Source organism: Streptomyces sp. NPDC093094 (genome assembly GCF_044754345.1).
Lineage (GTDB): Bacteria > Actinomycetota > Actinomycetes > Streptomycetales > Streptomycetaceae > Streptomyces.
This window is the reverse complement of sequence record NZ_JBIVOX010000031.1, coordinates 39,292-64,891: the sequence shown is the minus strand read 5'-3', so window position 1 is coordinate 64,891 and position 25,600 is coordinate 39,292. Positions and strand designations below refer to the sequence as shown.

At 70.1% G+C, this 25,600-nt stretch carries 20 protein-coding genes and 2 pseudogenes; 12 read left to right on the top strand and 10 right to left on the bottom strand.

Going from position 1 to position 25,600, the window contains the following annotated elements:
* The first annotated feature begins 625 nt into the window (after nt 1–625).
* Complete coding sequence (locus tag ACIQGV_RS37555; protein WP_402503456.1) at nt 626–2,101, top strand: VCBS repeat-containing protein; 1,476 nt, start codon at nt 626–628, stop codon at nt 2,099–2,101.
* A 484-nt stretch (nt 2,102–2,585) separates the two neighbouring features.
* Here ACIQGV_RS37555 and ACIQGV_RS37550 read toward each other — a convergent pair whose 3' ends face one another.
* Nucleotides 2,586–2,996, bottom strand: coding sequence for a RidA family protein (locus ACIQGV_RS37550; protein WP_402503454.1), 411 nt, complete (start codon nt 2,994–2,996; stop codon nt 2,586–2,588).
* Nucleotides 2,997–3,073: 77 nt separating this feature from the next.
* Here ACIQGV_RS37550 and ACIQGV_RS37545 point away from each other — a divergent pair, with 77 nt between their 5' ends.
* A complete protein-coding gene (locus tag ACIQGV_RS37545) occupies nt 3,074–3,451 on the top strand; it encodes a winged helix-turn-helix transcriptional regulator (protein WP_402503452.1) in 378 nt (125 codons plus the stop codon).
* Between the two features lie 378 nt (nt 3,452–3,829).
* Here the strand turns inward: ACIQGV_RS37545 and ACIQGV_RS37540 are convergent, their stop codons facing one another.
* From ACIQGV_RS37540 to ACIQGV_RS37525, 4 genes are all read right to left on the bottom strand, one after another.
* Nucleotides 3,830–4,252, bottom strand: coding sequence for a DUF1330 domain-containing protein (locus ACIQGV_RS37540; protein ID WP_402503450.1), 423 nt, complete (start codon nt 4,250–4,252; stop codon nt 3,830–3,832).
* Between the two features lie 12 nt (nt 4,253–4,264).
* On the bottom strand, nt 4,265–4,954 hold the full coding sequence (locus ACIQGV_RS37535) for a type 1 glutamine amidotransferase domain-containing protein (protein WP_402503448.1): 690 nt from the start codon (nt 4,952–4,954) through the stop codon (nt 4,265–4,267).
* An 87-nt stretch (nt 4,955–5,041) separates the two neighbouring features.
* Complete coding sequence (locus ACIQGV_RS37530) at nt 5,042–5,635, bottom strand: TetR/AcrR family transcriptional regulator (RefSeq protein WP_402503446.1); 594 nt, start codon at nt 5,633–5,635, stop codon at nt 5,042–5,044.
* Between the two features lie 264 nt (nt 5,636–5,899).
* Complete coding sequence (locus ACIQGV_RS37525) at nt 5,900–6,439, bottom strand: Lrp/AsnC family transcriptional regulator (protein ID WP_402503444.1); 540 nt, start codon at nt 6,437–6,439, stop codon at nt 5,900–5,902.
* A 189-nt stretch (nt 6,440–6,628) separates the two neighbouring features.
* Here ACIQGV_RS37525 and hppD point away from each other — a divergent pair, with 189 nt between their 5' ends.
* From hppD to ACIQGV_RS37490, 7 genes and pseudogenes are all read left to right on the top strand, one after another.
* Nucleotides 6,629–7,834, top strand: coding sequence for a 4-hydroxyphenylpyruvate dioxygenase (hppD, locus tag ACIQGV_RS37520; RefSeq protein ID WP_402503442.1), 1,206 nt, complete (start codon nt 6,629–6,631; stop codon nt 7,832–7,834).
* A gap of 42 nt (nt 7,835–7,876) precedes the next feature.
* On the top strand, nt 7,877–9,082 hold the full coding sequence (locus ACIQGV_RS37515; protein ID WP_402503440.1) for a homogentisate 1,2-dioxygenase: 1,206 nt from the start codon (nt 7,877–7,879) through the stop codon (nt 9,080–9,082).
* A 366-nt stretch (nt 9,083–9,448) separates the two neighbouring features.
* Nucleotides 9,449–10,732, top strand: a complete 1,284-nt coding sequence (gene fahA / locus ACIQGV_RS37510; protein ID WP_402503438.1) for a fumarylacetoacetase — start codon at nt 9,449–9,451, stop codon at nt 10,730–10,732.
* 18 nt (nt 10,733–10,750) lie between these two features.
* Nucleotides 10,751–10,900: pseudogene (locus tag ACIQGV_RS37505) on the top strand (CoA-transferase); the annotation flags it as partial.
* Between the two features lie 37 nt (nt 10,901–10,937).
* Nucleotides 10,938–11,109: pseudogene (locus ACIQGV_RS37500) on the top strand (succinyl-CoA--3-ketoacid-CoA transferase); the annotation flags it as partial.
* A gap of 73 nt (nt 11,110–11,182) precedes the next feature.
* The gene (locus tag ACIQGV_RS37495) at nt 11,183–12,409 is read left to right on the top strand and encodes a Glu/Leu/Phe/Val dehydrogenase dimerization domain-containing protein (RefSeq protein WP_402503458.1); all 1,227 of its coding nucleotides are present in this window, start codon (nt 11,183–11,185) and stop codon (nt 12,407–12,409) included.
* Between the two features lie 124 nt (nt 12,410–12,533).
* Nucleotides 12,534–13,517 carry a LysR family transcriptional regulator gene (locus tag ACIQGV_RS37490; protein WP_402503435.1) on the top strand — a complete coding sequence of 328 codons (984 nt, stop codon included), beginning with the start codon at nt 12,534–12,536 and terminating at the stop codon, nt 13,515–13,517.
* A 38-nt stretch (nt 13,518–13,555) separates the two neighbouring features.
* Here the strand turns inward: ACIQGV_RS37490 and ACIQGV_RS37485 are convergent, their stop codons facing one another.
* Complete coding sequence (locus ACIQGV_RS37485; protein WP_402503433.1) at nt 13,556–14,563, bottom strand: LysR family transcriptional regulator; 1,008 nt, start codon at nt 14,561–14,563, stop codon at nt 13,556–13,558.
* Between the two features lie 120 nt (nt 14,564–14,683).
* Between ACIQGV_RS37485 and ACIQGV_RS37480 the strand changes: the two genes are divergently transcribed.
* The gene (locus ACIQGV_RS37480) at nt 14,684–15,550 is read left to right on the top strand and encodes a S1 family peptidase (protein WP_402503430.1); all 867 of its coding nucleotides are present in this window, start codon (nt 14,684–14,686) and stop codon (nt 15,548–15,550) included.
* 368 nt (nt 15,551–15,918) lie between these two features.
* On the opposite strand, the gene ACIQGV_RS37475 is transcribed toward ACIQGV_RS37480, so the two are convergent.
* The gene (locus ACIQGV_RS37475) at nt 15,919–16,704 is read right to left on the bottom strand and encodes a hypothetical protein (protein WP_402503428.1); all 786 of its coding nucleotides are present in this window, start codon (nt 16,702–16,704) and stop codon (nt 15,919–15,921) included.
* Nucleotides 16,705–17,260: 556 nt separating this feature from the next.
* Nucleotides 17,261–18,007 (bottom strand): hypothetical protein, encoded by a 747-nt coding sequence (locus ACIQGV_RS37470; protein ID WP_402503426.1) that lies wholly within the window; start codon nt 18,005–18,007, stop codon nt 17,261–17,263.
* Between the two features lie 99 nt (nt 18,008–18,106).
* Here ACIQGV_RS37470 and ACIQGV_RS37465 point away from each other — a divergent pair, with 99 nt between their 5' ends.
* On the top strand, nt 18,107–18,829 hold the full coding sequence (locus tag ACIQGV_RS37465) for a fibronectin type III domain-containing protein (RefSeq protein ID WP_402503423.1): 723 nt from the start codon (nt 18,107–18,109) through the stop codon (nt 18,827–18,829).
* Between the two features lie 585 nt (nt 18,830–19,414).
* On the opposite strand, the gene ACIQGV_RS37460 is transcribed toward ACIQGV_RS37465, so the two are convergent.
* Nucleotides 19,415–20,950, bottom strand: coding sequence for a fused MFS/spermidine synthase (locus ACIQGV_RS37460; protein WP_402503420.1), 1,536 nt, complete (start codon nt 20,948–20,950; stop codon nt 19,415–19,417).
* Nucleotides 20,951–21,597: 647 nt separating this feature from the next.
* Between ACIQGV_RS37460 and ACIQGV_RS37455 the strand changes: the two genes are divergently transcribed.
* Nucleotides 21,598–21,804, top strand: a complete 207-nt coding sequence (locus ACIQGV_RS37455; RefSeq protein WP_402503418.1) for a hypothetical protein — start codon at nt 21,598–21,600, stop codon at nt 21,802–21,804.
* Nucleotides 21,805–21,955: 151 nt separating this feature from the next.
* Here ACIQGV_RS37455 and ACIQGV_RS37450 read toward each other — a convergent pair whose 3' ends face one another.
* Nucleotides 21,956–25,543 carry a discoidin domain-containing protein gene (locus ACIQGV_RS37450; protein WP_402503416.1) on the bottom strand — a complete coding sequence of 1,196 codons (3,588 nt, stop codon included), beginning with the start codon at nt 25,541–25,543 and terminating at the stop codon, nt 21,956–21,958.
* Between the last annotated feature and the right edge of the window lie 57 nt (nt 25,544–25,600).

The following is a 25,600-nucleotide window of genomic DNA, read 5'->3' as shown; positions in this document are numbered from 1 at the left end:
TTGTGTTGTTGTTTGTTCTGGTCCTCTCTCTGCTGGGGGTGCTTGCGGGTTTGTGGCGGGGTTCGGCTGGGTGGTTGGCGTTGGTGGTGTTGATGGTCGGGGGGGGGGGGGCCGGGGGGCCGGGCGGCCCCCGCCACACCACGATCCGAACGGCCCCGTCACCTCACCCGACCACGCGGTGAAGGACGCCGCCTGCGGGCAGCACTGCGCGACGCCCGAGCAGGGTGGCACACGGCACCGTCCGGGCCGGCACGATCCCGGCGAAGGGAGCAGCGACGACACTGGTGGTCGGCGCCTGCCCGCCCCGCGGCGACGCAGGGGCAAGGCAGTGACGGTGGGTGAGGCAGACGACCACCGCCGCGGCCTCGCGGCGGCGGACTTCCACGGGGACGGACCGGCCGACCTGGCGGCGCGGACGTGTCCCGGCAAGACGAAGGACACGGTCGCGGTGTACCCGGGCATCGAGGGCGGCGTGACCGCGAGCACGCCGACCGTGAGCTTCTCGGCGGACGGCTTCCCGGCGGAACGAGCCTCAACGGGAGACATCGGAAACTCCTCGAACTCCCGTACAACCCTTCACCGTTGCCGTGTGTCTCTTGATCGCAGATCTTCAGGAGGCCAACGCATGCACAAGCACCTTCGCACCGCCCTCGCGACCGCGACCGCCGCCGCGCTGACGGGCGGCCTGCTCACCCTCGCGGCGACGCCGGCCACGGCCGCCGACTCCATGCACGTCCCGCAGGCCGACTTCAACGGCGACGGCATCGGCGACATCGGCTTCTCGGCCTGGGGCGCGTACGTGAGCGGCAGGGCGCGCGCCGGCCAGTTCGTCGTGCTGTACGGCACCACCAGCGGCATCTCCTCCGCCAAGCGGTCCGTGATCAGCCAGAACTCCACCGGCACCCCGGACGCCGCCGAGGCCGGCGACGGCTTCAGCGCCGAGCACGCCTACGCCGACTTCAACAACGACGGCTACGACGACGTTGCCGTCTCCGCCCCGTGGGAGGACGTCAGCGGGGATGCGGACAGCGGCACCGTGACCGTGCTGTGGGGCTCGCGCTCCGGCATCACCGGCCGGGGCGTCCTGGTCCCCAACCCGGCCCCGTCGGCGGGCGACCAGTGGGGCAAGAACCTCACCGCCGGTGACTTCGACGGCGACGGCAGGGCCGACCTCGCCGTCGGCAACACCTCCAACGTCATCCAGGTCTACCGGGGCGGCATCACCGCCACCGGCACCGCGGGGCGCGGCCGCAGCTCCTTCAGGGCCCCGATCCAGTCCGGCGGCTCGGCCCGCGGCCCGAAGAACCTCACCGCCGGCGACGTCAACGGCGACAAGCGCACCGACCTGATCGTCGACGGCTTCGAGACGACGTCCGAGTACGGCTGGAACCGCAACTACTACGTCCCCGGCACCGCGAGCGGACTGAACGTCTCGGCCGCCAAGTTGCTGCGCCCCGGCGTGATCACCGGGATCGGCGACATCAACGGCGACGGCTACGGCGACATCGTCAGCGGCTGGGAGTACGAGACGCGCCTGGAGGACGGCACGCCGGTCCCGTACTCCGGCAAGGGCGGCAAGGTCTGGATCACCTACGGCACGGCCTCCGGCCCCGGCTCGGTCACCGGCATCACCCAGGACAGCGCGGGCGTCCCGGACGCCGCCGAGACCGAGGACTGGTTCGGATCCGACCTCGACCTCGGCGACGTCAACCACGACGGCTACCAGGACCTGGCCATCGCCTCGGCGGGCGAGAACGCCGGCGCCGCCTCCGACACCGGCGCGGTCACCGTCCTCTACGGCTCCCGCTCCGGCCTGCGCACCACCGGCGCCCAGCTGTTCACCCAGAACACCGCGGGTGTGCCCGGCGAGAACGAGGACAAGGACTACTTCGGCTACGACGTCAAGCTCGACGACGTCACCGGCGACGGCCGCGCCGACCTGATCGTCGGCTCCGCCGAGAACGCGGGCGACGGCACGGTGACCTACCTCCGCTCCGGCGGCACCAAGATCGTGACCTCGGGCGCGCGGGTCGTCACGCCGAACGCCGCCGGGCTGTCGCTCGCGGGGATGCCGATGTTCGGCGCCAACATGGTGGACTGAGCGGCGAGTCGGACCAGCCGGAACGGACCGCGCTCGTCCGAGCTGCCGCAGGAGAGGTGACATGGGGCCGGAGCGCCGGGACAGCGCTCCGGCCGGTCAGATCGGCTGCCGTCGTGCAAGCGGCGCACGACAGCCGGGACGCGGCGCCGAGCGCATCCAGATCGTCGGAGTCGGACACGTCGCTCAGGTAGGTGCGGGATTCATCGACGAGGTCGGCCGAGGCGTACAGACGGCCGTCGCCGACAGCCAGGATGTGACCGGCGCCGGGGGCGTCCCGGCGCTCGACATGCGCAGCGACGCCCCTCCGGAGCCGGTGACACCACCCCCAGGCCATGTGTTCGACACCCCCGAGGACCGCCCGAGAGGGCCGCGCCCGCCGGGTCCGGGACCCGTGCGCACACATGGATCGTGGCAGCGGAGATCAAGGCCGAAGACCACATCGCGAAGGCCGTCGGCTTCTGCGGCTCCTTCACCATCACCGAGATCAGTCCAGGAGCGCGGTCGCCTCGACCTCGACGAGGACATCCGGTTCGAAGAGGTGCTCGACGCCGATGAGGGAGGCCGGAGGCATGGGAAGTTGCAGGCCGATCTCCTCGGCGACGGCCTCCACGCCGGCCATGAAGTCGCCGGTCTTCTCCGGGTCCCACCGGGTCACGTAGAAGGTCAGGCGCAGTACGTCCGCGAACGACGCGCCCGCGCCCCGCAGTCCGACGGCGGTGTTGCGCAGCGCCTGGGCGACCTGCCCGGCCAGATCACCGGGCGCCACCGGGGTCCCGTCGGCCTGACGCGCGATCTGGCCGCTGACGTGGACGTGCGTGGTCCCGGCGCCGACGGCGACGTGATGGTACGGGACCGGCTGCAGCATGCCCTTCGGTGTGAAGTGCTGAACAGTCATGGGTCTCTCCCCTCCGAAGCAGGTATCCGTAAGCTACCTAGTAGAAGAAGGACACTTCAACGAGACCAGGTTTCGCCATGGATACCGACGACGAACTCCGCATCGACGCCCCCCACCGGGAACTGCTCGACCAGATCCTCGACAAGTGGTCGCTCAGCGTCCTCAACGAGCTCTGCGAGCGCCCGTGCCGCTTCAACGAGCTACGCCGGGCCGTCCCCCAGGTCACGCAGAAGTCGCTGACAGCGACGCTGCGGCGCCTCGAACGCAACGGCGTGATCGAGCGCCAGGTCGTCTCCACCCGCCCCGTGGCCGTCCGATACCGGATCACCCCCCTCGGCAAGACCCTGCGCCACCCCGTCGACGTACTGCTGGCGTGGGCCGCACAGAACATGCCCGCCATCGAACGCGCACGCGAAGCGTTCGACACACGGGAAGAAGAAGAGGCCGGTCCCTGACCCGCAGGCAGTGCGGCGGGCGGCCTTGCCCGCATCGGCCTCCGGCGAGGCGGGATCCCAGGTCCGGGACAGGAACAGCCGCCGGCCGACCACCGTCGAGGCGTGATCGGAGGCAAGCCGGAGCAACACGCAGCAATCCATGCAGATGTTCCGAGAGCCCCGGACAGGCACCTTCCCGGCACCGCAGACAACCGGCAAGGGAACTCCTCGTGCAGGCGGTGTCCGGGTCGACTTCCGTCCTGCGGAGTCCCTTTGCGCTTCGTCGGCCTCCCCGCACCGCTCGGCAATCAGTCCGTCGGCTGAACTTCCCGATCCGGTGTCAGCCACCGCCCCCGTCGTCGGGTGCGGCCCCGATGACGGCCTGGGTCTCCCGTCGGATCATCTCCACCAACGGCACATCGTCACGGTTGGCGAGGATGACGCCGACCCAGTCGGTGTCCGGGTAGATGCTCCAGTTGGCGCAGACACCGGGATTGCCACCTGCGCGCTGGACGGCCCACTGGCCTCCGACGATGGAGGCCGAAGGGCCGTACGTGCCGAACCCCGCCGGACCCTGATGAACACGTGCTGGTCCGCGCCGACTCGGCGGTGGGGTGGCGCTGCCTGGTGGGCGGGGCTGTCGTGCCGTGCCCGCGCGTCCCCGGCGTTCGGGAAACGATGGGTCAGCACGCCCTCGAACGGCGTGCCCTTCAGGGTTTCGATCGCTCCGTGTCCGACGACTGGTGTCACCTCGTGGCCTGCCCGAGCCGAGCCGGCATGAACAGCCGGCTCGGCCGGGTCGGTCACGCGCTCACGGTGCATGACGGCGTGTGCTCACACGCCGCCCTTTGTGACCAGTTCGATCAGGGCGTCGGCTGCGGGAGCCGAGGAGGCCGGGTTCTGCCCGGTGATCAGCAGCCCGTCCTTGAGGACGTAGGGCTGCCAGTCATCGGTCTTGGAGTAGACGCCTCCGAGCTCGGTGAGCTTGTCCTCGACCAGGAAGGGGACGACGTCGGTGAGCTGGACGGCCTCCTCCTCGGTGTTGGCGAAGCCGGTGACGTTCTTGCCTCGCACCAGCGGGGTGCCGTCTTCGTCGACGGTGTGCTGCAGCACGCCGGGGGCGTGGCACACCAGTGCGACCGGCTTGCCGGAGCGCAGGGTCGTCTCGATCAGCCGGGCGGAGACGGTGTCCTCGGCCAGGTCCCACAGCGGGCCGTGGCCGCCGGGGTAGAAGACCGCGTCGAAGTCGTCGGCCGAGACCGAGTCCAGGCGCACGGTGTTCGCCAGTGCCTTGGTCGCCTCGGGGTCGGCCTCGAAGCGCCGGGTGTCGCCGGTCTGGAAGCCGGATTCGTTGCTCTTGGGGTCCAGCGGCGGCTGCCCGCCCCGGGGTGAGGCGAGCACGAGCTGCGCGCCGGCCTCCTTGAAGCGGTAGTACGGCGCCGCCAGCTCCTCCAGCCAGAACCCGGTCTTGAGACCGGTGTCCCCCAGCTCGTCGTGCGAGGTGAGAACGATCAGAACCTTCATGACACACTCCCTGGTGTGATTAGACCAGTCTACTATTAGAGGGAAGAAGGGTCCCCATGGCCGGATCGGGCATGGGGCGCGGTCCTCCTACAGGTGCAGCAGCCCGCGGGTCACCGCCGTGACGGTGTCGAGCGGCGCCAGACTGCGGTGGATCTTGCACATGACGCTCGCACCGAGCCACATGTCGTACAGGGCCTGCGCCACGTCGCGGGGATCACCGTCGACCGAGAGGGAGCCGTCCTCCAGGCCGTCGGCGATGGTGCGCGCGATACGGTCGACGACGGCGCCCGTGCCCTCCTTCAGGGCCAGGCGCATCGACTCCGACAGGTCGGCGACCTCGGCGCCGAGCTTCACGGCCAGGCACTTGCCCTGGCACTCGTCGATGCTCTGCGTCTCCCGCCACTGCTGCCAGTAGGCCATCAGCCGCTCGGCCGCCGAAGGGCCGGACCGGGCGAGAATGCCGTCCATGTCCGCGAGGTAGTCCGCGAAGTAGCTCTTCAGGAGCGCTTCGCCGAAGGCATCCTTGGAGGCGAAGTAGTGGTAGAAAGACCCCTTCGGTACGCCGGCCTCCGCGAGCACCTCGTTGATGCCGACGGCGGAGTAGCCCTTGTGAGCCATGATCCGCTGAGCGGTGTCGAGGATGACCCGGCGGGTGTCTGGTTTACGCGTGGCGACCGGCATGCGCCTACCGTAACGCCTGAGTAGACCAGTCGTCTAGTCGCGGGTTGCGGTGGAAGGCGGCACACACCGCACAAGGTTGCGCGACCCATGTCATTCAGAGTGCCGGCCTTGGCCAGAGACGCCATCCGCTTTCCGAACGTGATCGTCTGGTTCGGGGCGAGCGGCTCGGCCGTTGCGGTGTTCTCTTCGGACGTGGGACCGCCGGCCGTGAGGCTCGCCGACGGCGTGCCCGGCGCGTCGTCGGCGACGGCGCGCGGGACGCCTTCAGGTCTGCCGGTCCTCCGCGTCACGCTTCCCACCCGGTGAGCGGTCGGCGCGGCGGTAGCCAGGAGCTCGTCCCCCGGCGCGCGCGTGCGCCTCGAGCAGCGGAAGGGAACGAGGCTCGACCACCGTCGAAAGAATCACCACACTCATGGATCTCGCGATGCTCGGTGAGCGGGTGATGTCCAGCAGCGCCTGCTGGAGCTCTTCCTGGCTGCGGGCGGCCATCCGGCACAGGACGTCACCCGCTCCCGTGGTGGCGAACGCCTCCACGACGGAGGAATGACCTTCCAGCTCCTCCTGGACCGCGTCCAAGGCTCCTTGTGCGATCTCCAGCGTCACGAACGCCTGCACGGTGTAGCCGGCAGCGCGCAGATCGATGTCCGGCCCATAACCGGTGACGACTCCCGCAGTCTCCAGTTTCTGGATGCGCGACTGAACGGTCGCCCGTGCCACACCGGTCAGCCGGGACGCTTCCAGCTGCCCCGCACGAGGGTGATCCCTGAGTGTCTTCAGCAGAGCCACATCCAGTTCGTCCAACACGGTCGGCCACCTTCGTTCTGATCGCAGTGGAATTAGCTGTGCAGCCTGTATAGCACTTACGAGATTTTGATAGCACGCATGAGCACCATGCTCAGCAAATAATGGGCACGTTGCACACCGCCCCGTTCATGGCCTCATACTCCCGCACGTCCCTCGCCGCATCGTCGGCGTCCGGCCAACGGAGGAACCATGAGCCTTGAGCAGCACCTCACCGACCAGGAGCGTCTGGCCGACCTCGGTCTCGACGAGCTGAAGCAGCTGGTCGGACTCGTCTCGTACGACGACTCGGCCGACCCCTTTCCGGTGACCGGGTGGGACGCCGTGGAGTGGGTGGTCGGCAATGCCACGCAGTCGGCGCACTTCTTCCAGTCCGCGCTGGGCATGGAGCTGGTCGCCCACTCGGGGCCGGAGACCGGCAACCGGGATCACCACGCGTACGTACTCAAGAGCGGCGCCGTGCGGTTTGTCGTCAAGGGGGGTGTCGCCCCCGACAGCCCGCTGCACGAGCACCACCGCCTGCGCGGAGACGCAGTCGTCGACATCGCTCTTGAGGTACCGGACGTCGACCGCTGCATCGATCACGCCCGGGCCCAGGGCGCCGTCGTGGTGGAGGAGCCGCACGATGTGACCGACGAGCACGGGACGCTGCGTGTGGCGGCCCTTGCCGCCTACGGCACCACCAGGCACAGTCTGGTGGACCGCTCCCGCTATCGGGGCCCCTACCGGCCCGGCTATGTGGCGCGGACCTCGAGCTACACCAAGCGGCCGGACGCGCCGCGTCGTCTGTTCCAGGCATTGGACCACGTGGTGGGCAACGTGGAGCTCGGCCGTATGGACGAGTGGGTCGACTTCTACAACCGTGTCATGGGCTTCACCAACATGGCGGAGTTCATCGGGGACGACATCGCGACGGAGTACTCGGCGCTGATGTCGAAGGTGGTGGCCAACGGCAACCACCGGGTCAAGTTCCCGCTGAACGAGCCCGCCATCGGCAAGAAGAAGAGCCAGATCGACGAGTATCTGGAGTTCCACCAGGGCCCCGGCGCCCAGCACCTGGCCCTGGCGACGAACGACATCCTGCGCACCGTCGACTGCCTGCGCGCGGAGGGCATCGAGTTCCTCGCCGCTCCGGACTCCTACTACGAGGACCCGCAGCTGCGTGCCCGCATCGGCGAAGTCCGTGTGCCGATCGAGGAGCTGCACAAGCGCGGCATCCTCGTCGACCGCGACGAGGACGGCTACCTCCTGCAGATCTTCACCAAGCCCATCGGTGACCGGCCCACGGTCTTCTTCGAGTTCATCGAGCGTCACGGCTCCCTCGGTTTCGGCAAGGGCAACTTCCGGGCGCTTTTCGAGGCCCTGGAGCGCGAGCAGGAACGGCGCGGGAACTTCTAGCGGCCCAGGTCACGAGACGCCCCCCTTTGCAAGGAGCAGCTGATGTCTCACTACCTCAGCGTCGGAAACGTCCCGCGCAAGCGTCACACCCAGCACCGCAGCCCGGCGGGCACGCTGTACCACGAGGAACTGATGGGTGAGGAGGGCTTCTCCTCGGACTCCTCACTGCTGTACCACGTCGGTGTTCCGTCGGCTCTTGTCGACGCACGCCCCTGGGAACTGCCCGACCACTCGACGGCCGCCAACCGGCCCCTCCTTCCACGGCATCTGAAGCTCCACGACCTGTTTCCCGGGCCGGGAGGGCAGGGCGCGGACGCGGTGACGGGCCGACGGCTGGTCCTGGGCAACGGTGACGTGCGGATCGCCTATGTGGCTGCCGACCGTCCCTCTCCGCTGTACCGCAACGCGACCGGCGACGAGTGCGTCTTCGTGGAGTCGGGCTCCGCAACGGTGGAAACCGTGTTCGGCGACCTGCAGGTGGCGGCCGGCGACTACGTGATCCTGCCCCGGGCCACCACACACCGGTGGGTACCCGACGGTCCGCACCCCCTTCGGCTGTACGCGATCGAGGCGAACAGCCACATCACCCCCGCGAGGCAGTTCCTCTCGCGCCACGGGCAGTTCCTGGAGCACGCCCCGTACTGCGAGCGCGACCTGCGGGTGCCGACCGCACCGCGTGTGGTGGACGAAGAGAACGTCGAGGTCTACGTCAAGCACCGCGGATCCGGTCCCGGCGGGCCGGCCGGCACCGTGCACGTCATGCCGCACCACCCCTTCGACGTGGTCGGCTGGGACGGATGCCTGTTCCCGTACGCGTTCAACATCGCGGACTACGAGCCGATCACCGGGCGCATCCACCAGCCGCCGCCGGCCCACCAGGTGTTCGAGGGAGCAGGTTTCGTCGTCTGCAACTTCGTGCCCCGCAAGGTGGATTACCACCCCATGGCGGTCCCGGTGCCCTACTACCACTCCAACGTCGACTCCGACGAGGTGATGTTCTACGTCGGCGGTGACTACGAGGCTCGCAAGGGATCCGGAATCGGCCCCGGTTCGGTGTCCCTGCACCCGGGAGGTCACGCACACGGACCTCAGCCCGGCGCCGTCGAGCGCAGCCTCGGAGCCGAGTTCTTCGACGAGCTGGCGGTCATGGTCGACACCTTCCGACCGCTGGAACTCGGTGAGGCGGGCCAGGCCGCCGACGACGGGGTGTACGCCTGGTCCTGGTCCCAGGGGGCAGCGCCCGCATGACGCCCTCGCCTGCCTCTGCGGGTGGAGCTCGTGCAATGAAGGATCCGGCGGGACACTTCCGCGGGCTCTTCGTCTGCGCGGACCGCCAGTGGCGCGAACTTGCTGATCAGCTGCCCGCACAAGGGCCGTTGTCGGCGTTGTCCCCGCCAAGGATCTGGTGCGGGCCGTTCGGGCGAAAGCGCCGTTCAAGTCACCCCGGCCCTGCGCCATGCGCTCCGCCACGCCGGCCCCGTCACCGGGTTCGAGCCGCTTGCACACCGGCCCGCCTCGCCACCTCACGAGCGTGGTTCACCTCCTTCGGCACATGCGACATCGACGGACCCGGGGCCGACCTCGGCACGCCGGGACTCACCGGAAAGGAATGACATGCCAGCTCACCCGGCCGCACGGCCGCACGGCTCATGGGTGCCCATGCGCCGGGATCACCCCTTCGGGCTGCAGACCCTGCCCTACGGCTCGTTCACAGGACCTGACGGTCCGCCGCACGCCGGTGTCGCGATCGGGGACCACATCCTCGATGTGACAGCGGCCTGGCCCGCTCTGGCGGCCACGGACAGGGACCTGTTCGCCGCGGGCTCACTGGACCGGCTCCTCGCGGCCGGTCCGGCAACCTGGAGCCACACCCGGGCCACGGTCACCGGGTGGCTCGGCGACGCGGCGCACCAGGAGTCCGTGTCCCGGTTCCTGCTGCCCGCCCGCGACGTGTCGATGCTGTTGCCGTTCACGGTCGCGGACTACGCCGACTTCTACGCCTCCGAGCACCATGCCGCCAATCTGGGAAGGATGTTCCGGCCCGGTTCCGAGCCTCTGACGGCCAACTGGAGGCACATGCCGATCGGCTATCACGGGCGGGCCGGGACCGTGGTGGTGTCCGGCACCCCGGTGATCCGCCCCCGAGGGCAGCGTCGCACCGCGGCGGGAGACATCACCGTCGGGCCCAGCCTGCGGCTCGACATCGAAGCCGAACTCGGCTTCGTCGTCGGCGTGCCGACAGCCATGGGGCAGTCCGTCGCCCTCGGCGACTTCGACCGTCACGTCTTCGGGGTGTGTCTGGTCAACGACTGGTCGGCACGCGACATCCAGGCATGGGAGTACGTCCCGCTCGGGCCCTTCCTGGGCAAGTCCTTCGCGACGTCGCTCTCGCCCTGGGTCGTGCCGCTGTCCGCACTCGAACAGGCGCGCGTCGCCCCGCCACCACGTGATCCGCGACCGGTCCCCTACCTCGACGACAGTCTGGAGGCCGCCTGGGGGCTGGACGTGCAACTCGACGTCGCGCTCAACGGGACCACGATCAGTGAGCCGGGCTTCGCCCAGATGTACTGGACCGCCGCTCAGCAGCTGGCCCACATGACGGTCAACGGCGCCCGCCTGCGCACCGGGGACCTCTTCGCCTCGGGAACCATCAGCGGTCCCACCAAGGACAGCCGCGGTTCCCTGATCGAGCTGACGTGGAACGGTCTCGAACCCCTGACCGTGCGCGGGAACCACCGCACCTTCCTGGAGGACGGCGACGAGGTGGTCATCACCGCCACGGCTCCCGGACCTGCCGGCACTCGCGTCGGCCTGGGCGAGGTCAGGGGCACCGTGCTGCCTCATCCGGAACACACCGTCCCGCCCGGGGCGCCGTCCGCCCGTGCAGGGAACCGATAGTGGACAAGGTCGTCTCCTCAACGGCTGCGGGCAGGCGGAGCAGGCATCCCCGGCTTCTGCACCCTCACGGGCGCGGGAACCCAGGTCGCCGACGGGGGCCTGCCGTGGCGCCATCACCCCGACGGCAGCATCGCCGTGGCTTCCCCGCCCAAGGAGACCAGAGACTTCCGTGTCGAGGGCATCACCCGCGGCTGCCTGCTGTCGGGAGTGCTCCCTGCCGCTGACCGGCCGCCACGTCGTCCAGCGGATCATCACCGATCTCTGCGTCCTCGGCGTCACCGCATCCGGGCTCGTCCTGCGCGAACTCGCCCCCCGGTGTCACGGTCGACGAGGTCCGGAGCCTGACGGAACCGGACTTCGCCGTCCGTCTCGGCTGACCCCGCGCGAGCTTGCTCGCGCGCAGCACCTTTCCCCTTGCCCGCTTCCTTGCCCGCCTTGGAAAGAGAAGTCGTGAAGAACCTGCTTGCCCAGTTCGAGAAGACAGCGCCGGAGATCGTCTTCGAGTGGAACGACTCCGAGACACCCGCCAGGGGGTGGGTCGTGATCAACTCGCTGCGCGGTGGCGCCGCCGGCGGCGGAACCCGTATGCGCCAGGGACTGGACCGTCGCGAGGTCGAATCCCTGGCCAAGACGATGGAGATCAAGTTCACCGTGTCCGGACCCTCGATCGGCGGAGCCAAGTCCGGTATCGACTTCGATCCTCGCGACCCCCGCAAGCATGAGGTGCTGCACCGCTGGTACAAGGCAGTCACTCCGCTGCTGAAAGAGTATTACGGCACCGGCGGCGACCTGAACGTCGACGAGATGCAGGAGGTCGTGCCGATCACAGAAGGCCACGGCCTGCGGCATCCGCAGGAAGGAGTGGTCAACGGCCTTTTCGGCAAAGGCACACGGGAACTCGTCCAGCGCGTCGGGCAACTCCGCCAGGGCGTGTCCAAGGTCGTCGAGGACCCGCGTTTCACCCCCGACGCGAAGCGCAGGTACACCGTGGCCGACCTCGTCACAGGCTGGGGCGTGGCAGAGTCGGTGCGGTACTACTACGCGGCCTACGGCGGTGACATCAGAGGCAAGCGCGTCATCGTCCAGGGCTGGGGCAATGTCGGAGCCGCGGCCGCCTACTACGCAACGCAGCACGGCGCGCGCGTGGTCGGCGTGATCGACCGCGACGGCGGGCTGGTCAACCCCGACGGATACAGCCTCTCCGAGATCCGGGAACTGTTCCTGGCCAGGGACGGCAACACCCTGCGAGCCGACGGCCTCATACCCTTCGACCAGATCAGCACCGCCGTCTGGGACACGGGCGCGGAGGTCTTCCTGCCGTGCGCGGCCTCACGCCTGGTCAGCCGTGACCAGGTCGACCGCCTGACAGCTCATGGCCTGGAAGTCATCGCCAGTGGTGCGAACGTGCCGTTCGCCGATGTCGAGACCTTCTACGGGCCGGTCTACGAACACGCGGACCACAGCGTCGCCGTCATTCCGGACTTCATCGCGAACTGCGGCATGGCCCGGACTTTCGCCTTCCTGATGCAGGACGGTGTCGAGATCACCGACGAGGCGATTTTCGACGACGTGTCGTCCACGATCGCCGCCGCGGTGCGTGCGTGCCATGCACGCTCCCAGGCCCGCACCCGGGTCGCCCACACGGCCTTCGAGATCGCTCTCGGCCAGCTCCTGTGAGCGTCAAGGGCCTGCCCCGCCACTGACAGGGCACGGGCGAGCGGCGCGCGTGGGTCCCGTGCGAAGGCCGGCGACTGCCGTTCGGCACCTGGCCCCGGGCATGCGCCGCGCCCATACTCCAGGCATGGATCTGGAGGCGCGGCATCTTCGGTGCCTGAAGGCGGTGGCCACGGCAGGCAGCCTCAACAAGGCGGCCCATCTCATGGGTCTGTCGCAGCCGGCGCTCAGCGCCCAACTGCGTCGCATCGAGGCCGTGGTGGGCGGGGCGGTCTTCGAGCGAGGGCCCTTCGGCGCGCGCGCCACGCCCCTGGGCGAGGTCCTGCTGCCCTACGCGGTGGAGGTGCTGCGCGGCCTGGACGAGCTGGCCCGGGCGGTCGAGGGGCATCGCGCGGCGGCCGGCGGGCGTCCGCTGCGTCTGGGGGTGCGAACGACGCCGTTGGCCCTGCTGATGTACGAGGTGGCGGCCGGCATCTTCCCGGGCGACATCGCCGAACTGACGGTGCTCGACCCCTCCGCCGAGGCGATCGCCGCGCTGGTGCGCGGGGACGTCGACCTGGTGCTGCACACGGACTTCCCCGGCCGGCCGATCGTCCCGCCCGCCGGCGTGCGGATGACCGTGCTGGGAAGGGAACCCCTCTTCGTCGGGCTGCCCGAGGACCACCCGCTCACCGGTCACACCGAGATCGACCTGGCTGAACTGGCCGGGACCACCTGGCTGATGGCGGTCAACGGCGACGACGAGTTCGACCGGCACCTGATCGAGCAGTGCCGCCTGGCGGGCCATCCGACCATGGTGGTCCGAACCGTCGAACCCCTGCTGCTGGTGCAGCTGATGCGCCGCGGGGGCCCCGTGGTCGTGGCCGTGAACGCGCTGAGCAGCGGCCTGCCGATACCGGGGGTGGTCCGGGAGTTGCGGGGCAGCCCGGTCCGTACCCGGCACATTCTGCTGTGGCGTCAGGACGGCGGCCCGGCCGACGGGGAGTTCGCAGGACGGATGCGTACGGGACTGCTGGACGCCTATCGCGCGGCTCTGCCGCACAGCGGGCGGATACCGGGGTGGTGGGAGCGCAACCCGGGGTGGCTGGGTTCGGCCACGACCGGCGCCTGAGCCCCGACCGGCCTTCGCGCCGCGGCGATCTCAGTCCCTCACCCGCGTGGCCGGTGGACGGCCGCCGGACCCAGAGGCGTGGTGCGCCAGTACGGATGGGCGAGCAGCCAGGTGCGGTAGACGGGTGCCGCCTCGATGATGTCCCGCTGGGCGCGGACCAGATGCTCCCAGAGGCTCCGTATCCACTCCTCGGGCAGCGGCCCGCCCGACCGCCAGTGGAGCACCGTGACGATGCTGAGGGGTTCGCCGCGCAGCGGCAGCAGCACCAGATCGCGGCCCGTCCGGCTGCCCGGCAGCATCGGCATCACCGCACGGCCCTCCCTCACGAGGGCCAGAGCCGCCGCGTGGTCGGCGCCGCGCATCGCCACCGGGTGCCCGGCACGCCGGCACGCCTGGGTCAGCTGGGCGCCCAGGTCGTCGTCGGATCCGGGCGGCAGGAACCACCGTTCCCGGGCCAGTTCGGCGAGGTCGGCCTCAGGGCGTGCGGCGAGCGGGTGCCGGGCGGAGACGCCCGCGAACAGCGGCTCCACAGCGACGACCGCTCCGCACAGTGCCCCCTCCGTGCCGCCCACTGCCCCCGCCGCCTCGCCGGGCACGGGGAAGTGGGTGACCAGGGCGGCCTCGGTGCGCCCGGCGGCCAGCGCCGCGAGGTGGCCGGCAGTACCGGCGGCGGTGATGATCTGCACATCGCTGCCGGCCACCAGGGGCAACGCCGCCGACAGATGGGCCACCAGCAGCCCCGGCGCACAGCCGACCCGTACCGTCGCCGGCCGGTCCTCCTTCAGGTGCCGGGCCGCCGCGGCGGCCATCCCCTCCATGGCGTCCAGCACGGCACGCGCGTGCCCGACGACCGTCTCGCCCAGCGGAGTGGGCACCGCGCCTCGCGGGCCACGCCGGAACAGCGGCCCTCCCGCGGCACGTTCGGCCTGGGCCAGTGCCTGGGACACCGACGGCTGGGCCATGCCGAGCCGTTGCGCCGCGGCCGTCAGGCTGCCCGCGTCGGCGATCGCTGTGACCACCCGCAGCTGCCGCAACTCCAGGGCCATAGGCGGACCTTAGAGCAGGATGGGATTACCGGGGAAGCCGCCGGATTTCCATAGTGGGTTCATCCGATGGCCCCCGGTGGCGAACACCGGGGCCCCCGTCCCCCATCCCGGAGGATCTCTGTGTCTCCCCGCACTCTCCTACGCGGTCTGCTCACGAGCGTGCTGCTCGGCGGCGCCGCGCTGACGGCCCCCGCCGCCACCGCGCACGCCGTCCCCGCCCCCGCCCCCGCCCCCGCCCCCGAGAGGGCAGCCGCGCCCGCCTCCGTCGGCGTCCAGCCGATCGTCGGCGGCGGCCAGGCGAGCGAGAACTACTCGTTCATGGCCTCCCTCCAGCAGCAGGGCCGCCACGGCTGCGGCGGCTCCCTGATCGCCGCGCAGTGGGTCGTCACCGCCGCCCACTGCATCACCGGCCAGCAGGGCGGCCAGATCCCGGCCCAGCAGATCCAGCTGCGCATCGGCTCGGCCGACTACACCCAGGGCACTTCCGCCACCGTCCAGCGGATCATCCGTCACCCCCGCTACACCGGAAACGTCTCCGGCGGCAACGACATCGCCCTGCTGCAACTGCGCACCCAGGTGCAGAACCAGCCGGTCTCCATCGCCGCCGGCTCGCCGTCCGAAGGCACCTCCACGCGACTGCTCGGCTGGGGCCAGACATGTCCCCAGCAGGGCTGCTCGCAGCAGCCGCCCCGCTATCTCAAGGAGCTGGACACCCGGATCAACCCCGACCGGATGTGCGCGGCGGGCTTCAACAGCGCCAATGAGCTGTGCGTGTACGGCACCCCGCAGGCCACCGCCTGCTACGGGGACTCCGGCGGCCCCGCCCTGATCGGGGGCGCCGGCCGCTGGCAGCTGGTCGGCGCCACCAGCCGCGCCGGACAGAACGGCAGTACCTGCGGCACCGGCAACGCCACCATCTACACCGATGTGACCGCCCACCGGCAGTGGATCAGCCAGAACACCGGCGGGGCCCTGCTCGGGTCCTGATCCGGCATCACCGTCCCGCGTCGGCGACTCCCGGGTGGCGGCCCCCTCGGCCGGGAGCCGTCGGCGCGGGGCCCGTACCGCGAACGGCGGCCGTACCGCGTCCGGTACGGAGGCGACGGGGCGGGTGGCCCGGCGGCTCCTGTGGGGAAAGCCGCCCGGGGCCGCCCGCCCCGCCGCGCATGCGGAGATCCGCCGGGCAGGACCTGCCCGCGCCGACGCCCGTGGGCCGGCACGGCGCCACAAGCGCCGCGCCGGCCCACGGGCCGTTCCGAAGCCCGTGCGCGGGACTCTCGAACACGCAGCAGTCCCGAGGGCGCCGGTGACGATGAACGCTTCCCAGCCACCACGGCCGTGCCGGCGCCCGGTGCTCACCGCGCCTGGCGCGCGGCAGAGCGCTCCAGGGCCCACAGCCGTCGTGCCAGGCTGCCCAGCGGGGCTCGGCGTGCCTCGGCGAGTTCGGACGGGCTGACAAAGCCGGCGTCCTCCAGGCGGTCCAGGGCGGCGCTGAGATCGGCATGTATCGCCGCGCGGTCGTGTTCGTCGAGATCGGCCACGCGGGCGATGAACTCCTCGAAGGGCGGCCGCGCCACGGCGGGGACGCCGCGTCCGGCCGCCTTTCGGGCTGTGCGCACGCTCACCACGCAGGAGACGGTCACGGCGATCTGCACCCCGCACAGGCTCCACAGCCACCAGGACTGCTCGGCCAAGGACGCGGCCGCAAGGATGCCGGCCGAGATCGTGGCGAAGCATGCCTCGAAGCCGGCGAGGAGCGTCTCCCGCGCCGTGGCCCTCGGCCCGCCGGTCCGGGTCCGCCGCCGTTCGAGGACGCGCAGCAGCACGTGGGCGGCCGAGATCAGCCCGATGACGCCGTACAGGCCGGCGGCATCGTCCGCGTCCTTCACCGCGAAGACCGTCAGCACCGGCAGGGCCAGAGGCGCAAAGAGGACTGCGAGCCACGCCGCGTCCCGCGCATGGTCCCACCCGGTCCTGTCCCGGTCGAGATCGGCGCCCGCCGCCACCGCCGCCTCGTACACCTCGGGCACCCGGCCGAACGCACTCGACTCCAGATCACTCCACCGAAGAGGAACGATCACACCGTTCACCACCGCCTCGGCATACGCGGCGGCCGTGGACGAAGATCCTGTGGTGGACATCAGCCGGTGTTCTCCCTGGTCACTCGCCCGTCACATCGACGGCCCGCGGAACATAACAGCAACCCCACCCGCCGACAACACCCACCACCCCGGCACCGGACGCAGTGCTTCCCCTCGACCGTGGACACCCCGCACGGAACACGTGGCGCCCACGGCACGCGCGCGGATCAGCGAAGCGCAGACCCTCCCTCAGCGTCTCGCCGGACACACCGAAAGGACACAGCACCGGAGCGGGAACGAGGCATCTCCCGCGGGCGCGTCATCCACGCCGCCGTCACGGCCGTCGAACAACTTGAACACTCCCCCGAGGCCACGACCGGACCGGAAGCTCAGCCAAAGGGCCACCACGGATCTCGGAAGGCGCCGCCCCGCGTCAGGCAACGGCAAGAACCGCCGCGCCGCTGCTCACCGAAGCTGTGCCCGGGCCACGGCAGGCACCATCTCCACGGGTACGGGTCGGACTCCCCCGCCGAGGCGGTCCGCCGGCCGGCACCGGACGCGGAAGCCGCCACGGGGGCACCGCACCCGTGACCTCAGCCGCTGCCGGCCACCCGCCTCATCTGGCGTCCCGCCTCTCCCGCAGCCACTCCCGTATCTGGCGTGCCTCGTGCGGAGCGTCGGCGCGGTCACAGGCGTGCAGTGCCTCCTGCCAGGCCGCACGTGCCTTGGACTCGCTGCCGATCCCGGGATACAGCCCACCGAGGTGACTCGGCACCACCCCCACGCCGTACCAGTCGCCGAGATCCCGGCAGATCACCCGCGTCGCTGCATGCGCGGCGATGGCCTCCTCGACCCGACCTGCTTCGGCGAGGGCGAGGGCGAGGCCGTCCCAGGCGGCCGCTTCCGCCTCACGGTGGCCGGTGCCCTGCAACAGCTGCTGTGCCCGCAGCGCGGCATCGACCGCCTCGGCCTGCCGCTCGTCCCGCTCCAGCGCACCACCCAGCTCGCCCAGGGCGACGGCCTCGGCCTTCACGTCACCGACGTGCCGGGCAGCCAGGGCGGCACACTCGCTCACTCTGATCCAGTCGCCCACGAACTCCCGTCGGCTCAGATACGCGGTCAGCGCCAGGGCCAGCCGGATCGCCACCGGGGCGTGTTCGGTCTCCGCGGCCCGGAGGACCGCCCCCACCAGGTAGGCCCTCTCCAGCCCGGCGAGTACACGGAAGGGCGGTGAGTCCTCGCCCAGCAGAGCCGTGAGCCCCTCCGTACTGAGGTCCGGCCCCGGGGCGACGGCCGGCATCCGCAGGACGTGGGCCTCTTCGTACGTCAGACGAGGGTAGGACGAGTCGAAGACGGAACGCACACTGCGTGTGCCGTCGTCGACGGCTCTCCGGTCTGTCGCGGGACGTCGACAACTCGTCCACCGGCTCGGTGATCGTCATGTGCGGGTCGGCGGCCGGCCGTGCGGCGGCGATCTGCAGGGCCAGGGGAAGCGGAAGACCTTCGGGTTCCGGGCGCCGTCCCGTGGAGTGGTGCGGCCGTACCGCGTTCCGGAACGCGGCGGTCAAGTGGGCTTTCCAGGCGACCGCCACGACGTGGTGCACGGTCCGCAGTTCCGCCCTGCTGCGATACCCATGAGGTATCGCAGCTTCAGGACGGGTCTTGGACAGCCCGGGGGTGTCGGCGGTGGACTCGTGAGCGGCGACTCCAGGACCCCGACGCCGCCTGGCAGCCGTCCTCCACCCCCGCCAACCGGTTCGACCTCTCCTGGCAGTTCAACGGACAGCCCAACGAGGGCCACACCTACCAGGTCCGCGTACGAGCCGTCGCCGGGAACACGGCCGACCGGAAATCCGACTGGTCGCCACCCGTCGCCGGCACCGCACACCCCACCACCGCCCCACCACCGGAGACCGTCACCGTGACCCCCGACGCGGGCGCGATCGACGTCACCTGGACCCCGGCCACAGGCCCTCACACCGACACCATCACCCGTTACGCCCTGTGGGTGTACGACCAGGACACACCCCTCGTGTGGTCCACCATCCACGGCTACGACCCCTCCACACGCTCCGCCCGCGTGGAAGGGCTCGTCCCCGGACACCACTACGTCGCCTTCGTCTGCACCTGGAACGCGGCGGGAGAGGGCAAACCCCGCATCCCCGACCCTGTGGTCGTCCGATAGCTGCAAGGCCCGGCTGATCACCTTTTCGGGTCAAGGCCCCCAGGCGTCGGCAGCAGATGATGCTGCCGACGCCTCGCAGCAGGCACCGGGATTCCGCGGTCTCAGGTCAGCGGTGCGGGCTCCCTTGACGGGCGACGGGGCGGCCGGAAGGAGCGGCACCGGCCGCGCGAGGGCCCGGAAGCGTTCCCATTCCACCTTCGGGCGGCTCAGGCCGCGGCGTGCGGGGTACCGGTCCGTGGACCGCTTCGTCCGACGCAGGACCCGCAGGGCCCGCAGGGCATCGGTGGCGCGACCCGGCCCCATGGGTTCGATCACCGCGGAAGGCACCAGGAGCCAGCCCGCCTCGGTCAGCCGCGCCTCCCCCATGCGGTTGAGGCGATCGTCGTGCCGGTGGACCAGCAGACCCGCCGGCGGCCGGGAAGAGGTACGTCCTTCCTGACACAGCAGGCGGCCGGGCTCTGCCCCCGCCCCCGGGCCGGGGACGGGAACGAGGGAGCACCGGTTCTCGCGAAATCGGAGCGTCCCGCCGAGCCGGTCACCCTTGAGGTATCTGCAGGCGCCACCGGTGCCCGGACGGGTGTGGTGTCATCGGCTGTCTCGTGGGCTGTAGGGCTGGAGGAGCTGGTCGACGGGTGCGTAGTCGTCGCTGAGCGGCTGGGCATCGCCGGTCCAGGCGGTGAGGTCGTCACCGGCGGCGATCTTCCAGCCGGTACGCCGGGCGTCCAGCCGCTTCTGGACCGCGCGGAGGTCGATCGGCCGGTCGGAGGCGACCACCACCATGTTGCCGCCCTCGGGGGCGGCGTTCGGGTCGAGGCCGAGGGCGGCGGGCTCGCCGACGAGGGCGACCTGCTCGAAGGTCTCGCTGAGGGTGGCCACTTCGGCACGTGCGAAGGCCAGACCACCGTGATCGATGAGGTTGGCGACGTACAGGCCGTTCTGCTTGAGCACCCGCCGTATGTCGGTCATCGCTTCCATCGTGGTGAGATGCCACGGCACGCTGACGCCCCCGAAGGCGTCGCCGATCACGAGGTCACAACTGCCGGTGTGCAGTCGCCGCAGGCCGAGCCTGCCGTCCTCCACACGTATGTCGATACCGGCTTGTGATCTCAGGCCGAGTTGATCGCGGTTGACGCGCACGACCCCGCTGTCGATCTCGGACACAAGGCTGCGGGTCCCGGGCCGCGTGGCCGCGAGGTAGCGGGGAAAGGTGAGCCCGCCGCCGCCCACGTGGTAGGCGGCGAGTGGCTCGCCTTCGGGAAAGGCGGCATCGGCCACCGACGCGATGGCGCGCACGTACGTGAACTTCAGGAACGTAGGGTCGTCGATGTCGACGTAGGAGTGCCGCACGCCGTCCAGAACGAGTGTGCGGCCACTGCCCCGGTCGGGGTCCGCCACGACCCGTACGCAGTGGTACTTGGTCTCTGTGTCGCAGCCACCAGGTGCGGCCATGACGGCAAGGCCGCCGGCCAGGACCGCCAGTGCCAGGGCAGGGGTGCTGTTCCACCTGCGTCTTCGCCACTCGACCAGCCCCGAGCCGGCCACCAGCAGTGTTCCGAGGCCGATCAGTATGCCGCTGACCGGCAGCCGCGACACGAGGACGAAGCCGGTGAGCACGGTGCCGGCAATGGCGCCGACCGTACCGACACCGGACAGCCGGCCGACAACCGTTCCGGTCTCGGCAAGGCTGGTGAGACGCAGCTTGGTCACGATCGGCGTCACCGCCGAAAGCAGCGCGCCCGGCACGAGGATGGTCAGCGACGCGATCAGCAAGAGCATCGCCGGCGCCCACTCCGCTGTGGCGCGCAGCACGGCCGGGGTGAGCGCCACGACCGCTCCCGACACCCCCAGCGCGGGGCCGAGGAGACGGCGCGGGTTGACCTGGTCGGCGACACGCCCACCCAGCCACGAGCCGACGGCGATGGCGGTGAGGGCGATCCCGATGACCATCGTGCTGGTCTCGAGGGTGAGGCCGAGATAGGGAGCCAGCAGCCGCAGAGCAACGATCTCGACCACCAGGACCGCGGCCGAGGACCCGAACGCGAGCATGGCGGCCGTACGGGGCCCCAGTCCGTCGTCGCTGGGCGTGCCCTCGGCGACATGTGAGGAAGACGATCCGGTCACGGTCGCCATCCTTGCACGCAAGTCGGCGCGGAGAGGACCGGCGATCTCGCCGGGACCGACCGGGGCGACGGCGCCTGCGGCCGCAGACCGCCTGCTGCGTGCTCCTGCTGGATCGCCCCGGACTCCGACTCGCTGAACTTCCATCACCTGAAAGTGTGTTGGACCGACAGGCAAGGAGCCGAGGCCGCTGTGACGACACCCGTCATGGCGGCCCGTCCGCTTTGCCCGATGATCATGCTGCCGCTTCGCGGGGGTGGCGCGATCATCGGATTCCCGGACGCAGCCCCGGTCGACTTCTGACGGCCCGCCATGCCGGACCTCTGTACGGACAGTCCTCGTGTCGGGTGGCTCATCGGGACGTGCCCCTGAGTCCGAGGTGGGGCCGCAGACGTGAATGCTTCGGGCCGTCCGGGTTCTGACGACGGGTCGGGCACACGTGTCGGCGGGTTCGCCTCCTACGGTCGGCAGTGGTCCGTCTCCGTTCGGCGAGCACCCCAGGAATAACCATGTCCACGTCGACTTCGTCCCAGGTCTGTTCTGTATGACGCTGTCCGCGCTCGCGGCCGCTGCGGCAACCCCGCGAACCGTCGGAGGAGACCCGGGACCAGCAGACGTGGCGCGTGGCCGCCGGTATCGCCCAGGGAGCCGTGACGGCGTTCACCCAGGCCGCCACCATGGTCTCGATCCCCCCGCCGCCGGGGAACGTGCTACCGGTAGAGATCAAGACGATGCCGCACCGGCTGCGGGCCTACGTGGACGACCCGGCAGACCCGTCCTGGTTCGCCGGCAACAGCCTCCTGCCCACCGAAGGGAACCCCACAACGTCCTCATCACCCACAGCCCATCCCGCCTGAAAACTCGCCCCGCCCAGAGGCATCAACGCCCTCGCCCGGCAACACCTGTGGGACTCCATCACCGAACAGAGCGAGAACGACCGGGCCCAGCCCTTGAAGAACGCCGCCCACGCCTGGAACGAACACCGGCAGTCCCTTCCGTGGAAGGGGGTCATTGCAGCTTTTCGACGGCGTCCCTCAGCCGCTGGGCCGCGGTGGTGATCTGGCCGGCGTCCCTGGCGTCGACCAGGGCCTTCTGCGCCGCGTTGATCGCGGTGGTGAGCTTCGCGACCGCCGCAGGGTCACGGCGTTCGCCCTCCTTGCCGTGGGTGGCCCTGTCCACCGAGATCCGCGCTTCGGTGATCGCCGTCTCGAGCGGTGTCCTGTTCGGCTCGTAGGTGACTCCGAGCTTCTTCAGGCCGTTGATCACGTACGCGTTCTGCATGAAGAGCCTCCAGACGAGGCCGGTTCTGTTGTTCTCGATCGCGAGGACGGCGAGGCCCTTGTCGAGAGCGAGCTCGCTCTCGCAGTACCAGGCCGGCTGAAGGTCGAGGTTGACGGCGTTGAGGAATCCGTACTTGCCCCAGGACGCCGGATAGTTGTAGTAGAAGTTGTCCAGCACACGGGTGGCGTACTCGGGATCCATCGGGACGGAACCGGCGGCGCCGTCGGGAGAGAGCGTGCCGTCGTTCTGGTGGGCCGTGCTGTCGTTCCCGGAAGGCGGCGCGCCGTACGTCGAGAAGTACCTGGTCTTCTTCTCGCCGCCCCACCGGTTCTTCGTCATGCAGGCGGTCATGCCCCACGAGTCCGGCCCGAAGGTGAGGAGGTCGTCGGCTTCGTCCGCCGCGTACGCGCGGTTCGTCTTCGTGGCCAGGACGGCGTTGCGCCACCAGTCGGTGCCTTCCCCGTCCGTCGAGTTGCGGAAGTCGACGAGGTTCTCCGCGAACTGGTAGGTGAACAGGGAGCCGAACCAGGTGAGGATGAACTTCGGGTACGGGCCGTAGGTGCCGAGCTCCCGCTCGAACGCGTAGAACATGCTCTTCTCCACGCTGTGCGTGGGCGAGCCCGCGCCGAGCACGTACATGAGCTTGCCCTCGGACGACCGGTCCCAGGAGTACTTGAACTCCTTGGTGTCGGTGAAGTAGCTCATGTGGAAGGTGTCCGTCGCCGGGTCCAGGAAGGCCGTCCAGTCCACGCGCTCGTAGATCTGGTTCGCCCTCTTCGCGACCTCGCCACCGAAGTACTCCCCGGCGACGATCACTCCGTTGAGCAGGAGCTGGGTGTCGATGAGGCCGACCTCGCTGAGGCCGGCATCGGCCTCCTTCCAGTCCCACACGTCGCCGTTGGCCCAGTCGTAGTAGTGGAAGAAGACTCCCTTGTAGTGGTCCAGTTCGAGCAGGGCGTCGAGGGTTCCGAGGGCCCGTTCGTAGGCTTCTCCCCTGGTCACCCATCCCCTCTCGACGCCGATCGGAAGTGCCGCCAGGCCGAAGCCCGTTCCCGAGACGCTGGCCGTCCTGGACTCCTCCCCCGTGCTCTCCTTGACCAGACCGTACGCCTTGCTGCCCGGGGCGGGTGTGGTGTTGGCGAGTTCCCAGAAGTAGGCGAAGCTCAGCCGCTGCTCCTCGTCGAGGACGCTCTCGTCCCTGGTGATCCTGCCCATGACGCGAAGCCGGGTGACCTCCGGGGCTCTGCCGTCCTTGGCCGCCGCAAGGACCCGGAGGAAGCGGATGTTGTGCGCGCTCAGGCGGTGCTCCGTCTCGGTGGCGGCGCCCTCCCGGTGGAAGGTGCCGGCCGGCACCCAGGTGTGGTCGTCCGAGGACACCTCGATGGAGTACGTGCCGGAACGCTTCGGATACCTCCACCCGATGGTGACGCTCTCGATCTCGGCCAGACCAGGAAGGCCGGCCTTCGAGTACGGCATGCCTCCCGCCACGCCCTGCCGGATCTCCCGGCCGGCGGCGATGTTCGTCGGGCCAGGGCGGTTGCCCAGCACCCTGAAGTGCCGGATTCCCGAGCCGTAGCAGTCGCCGACGGAAGGAATCAGCACCCGTACGAAGCGTGCCCTCCGGGCCTGGACGCGGTCCCTGGTGACCGGCTGGGCGGTGTTCTCGGACAGGGTCTCCCACTGCTTGGCGTCCTTGGAGACCTGGATCTCGTAGGGGCTGCTCCTACCGAATCCGTCCCACTCGATCTCGACGGCCTTGATGTTCATGGGAACGAGCAGATCGACCCTGTACTCGTACGGCTTTCCGTAGTCCTGGAACCGGAAGGACGTGGACGGCCGGCCGTCGTTGCCCTTGGCGGCGTCGCCGTAGGACGTGGTGTCGTTCGTGCAGGCCGGCTTGCCGAGTGCGACGTCGCCGTCGCTCTCACCGCCGGCACCGGGCATGCCGAGGAGCTCGCAGGCGCGCAGCGCCGCCCACCAACCGTTCGCGTTGACGAAGTTCACCCGCACATGACGGACTCCGTTCGCGGTGACGGCGTCGACGTACGGCTGCCCGGTCGCCGAGTTGGTCGAGCGGTCGACGATCCGGGTCCAGTTCTGTCCGTCGGTCGACGCCTCGACGGTGAACCGGTAGGGGACGCTGTCCTTCTCCCACGTGGTGCGTACGGTGTTGAGGTCGTGCGGCGCGCCGAGGTCGACCTGCCACCAGTGCTGCTCGCCGTCGGCGGCGATCCAGTAGGTGTCCGCGCGGCCGTCGTTGGCGTTGCCGGGGAAGCCCCCCGACGAGGCGGTGGCCGGCTTGCTCAGCGCCACGTCGGTCTTCGGCGAGATCGTCCCGAACACCCTGAGGCCGGTGAATCCGGCCTGCTGTCCGTCGTCCGCTCCGATCATCCTGAGCCGGACGAACCTCACGTCCTGCTCGCTGAACGTCAGCGTATGCGTACGGGAGCGCTCGCTGTTGCCGGAGCGGTCGGCCACCGTCTCCCACGCGGATCCGTCCGACGACACGTCCATGGCGTACCGGTACAGCACGCCGTCGCCCATCCACGTCACCTCGGCGCCGGTGACGTCGTACTTCCCCGCCAGGTCGACGTGCCAGTACAGCCCTTCGGCGACCCAGCTCGTCGCGGTGGAGCCGTCGACGGCCTTGGCCGCCGTCTTCCCGGTCGACGCGTACGCGATCTTCCCGAGTGCGACGTCGCTTCCCGGGCGTAGCTGCCCGAAGGCCCGGAAGTCGCAGAAGCCGGCCGGCTCGCCGCCGCCGAGGGTGCGGAGGGTGACGCGGACGAAGCGGACGTCCGTCGCGCCGAACGTGTCCTCGCGGACCCGGGTGCTCAGGTCGTCGTCCACCTGGTCGACGGCCTTCCTCCAGGTGAGGCCGTCGGTGGAGACGTCGATGCGGTAGGCGTAGCTGCCGCGCTCCTGCGGCCAGGTGAGGCGGGTCCCCGTGAGGTCGAAGTAGCCCTGGAGGTCGACCTTCCACTCCGAGGCTCCCTGACCGGCCGCCTTCCACGTGCTGGGCAGGTAGTCGTCGTTTCCGTTGAACGGAACGTGTTCGCCGGCCACGAAGCTGTCCGCGAAGGACGGCTTGCCCGCCGCCAGGTCCGTGCAGGGGGACGCGCCGACCTGGATGTTCGGGGTGTACGAGTAGTACGGCGGGTCGACGGGAGCGGGCGGCGGCGGCTCGGCGGTGGACACCGAGGCGGCGGCGGACGTTCCCGAACCGAATCCGATGGCCGCGACCACGACCAGCGAGCTGCCGCCTCTGAGGATGTTGCGCCGAGACAGGGGGTCACGGGGGAACGGCGTGTTCAAGATCGCCCTCCAGGGTCTTATTGCCGTGGTGTTGTCTGAATCTCAAGTCTTCGTGAA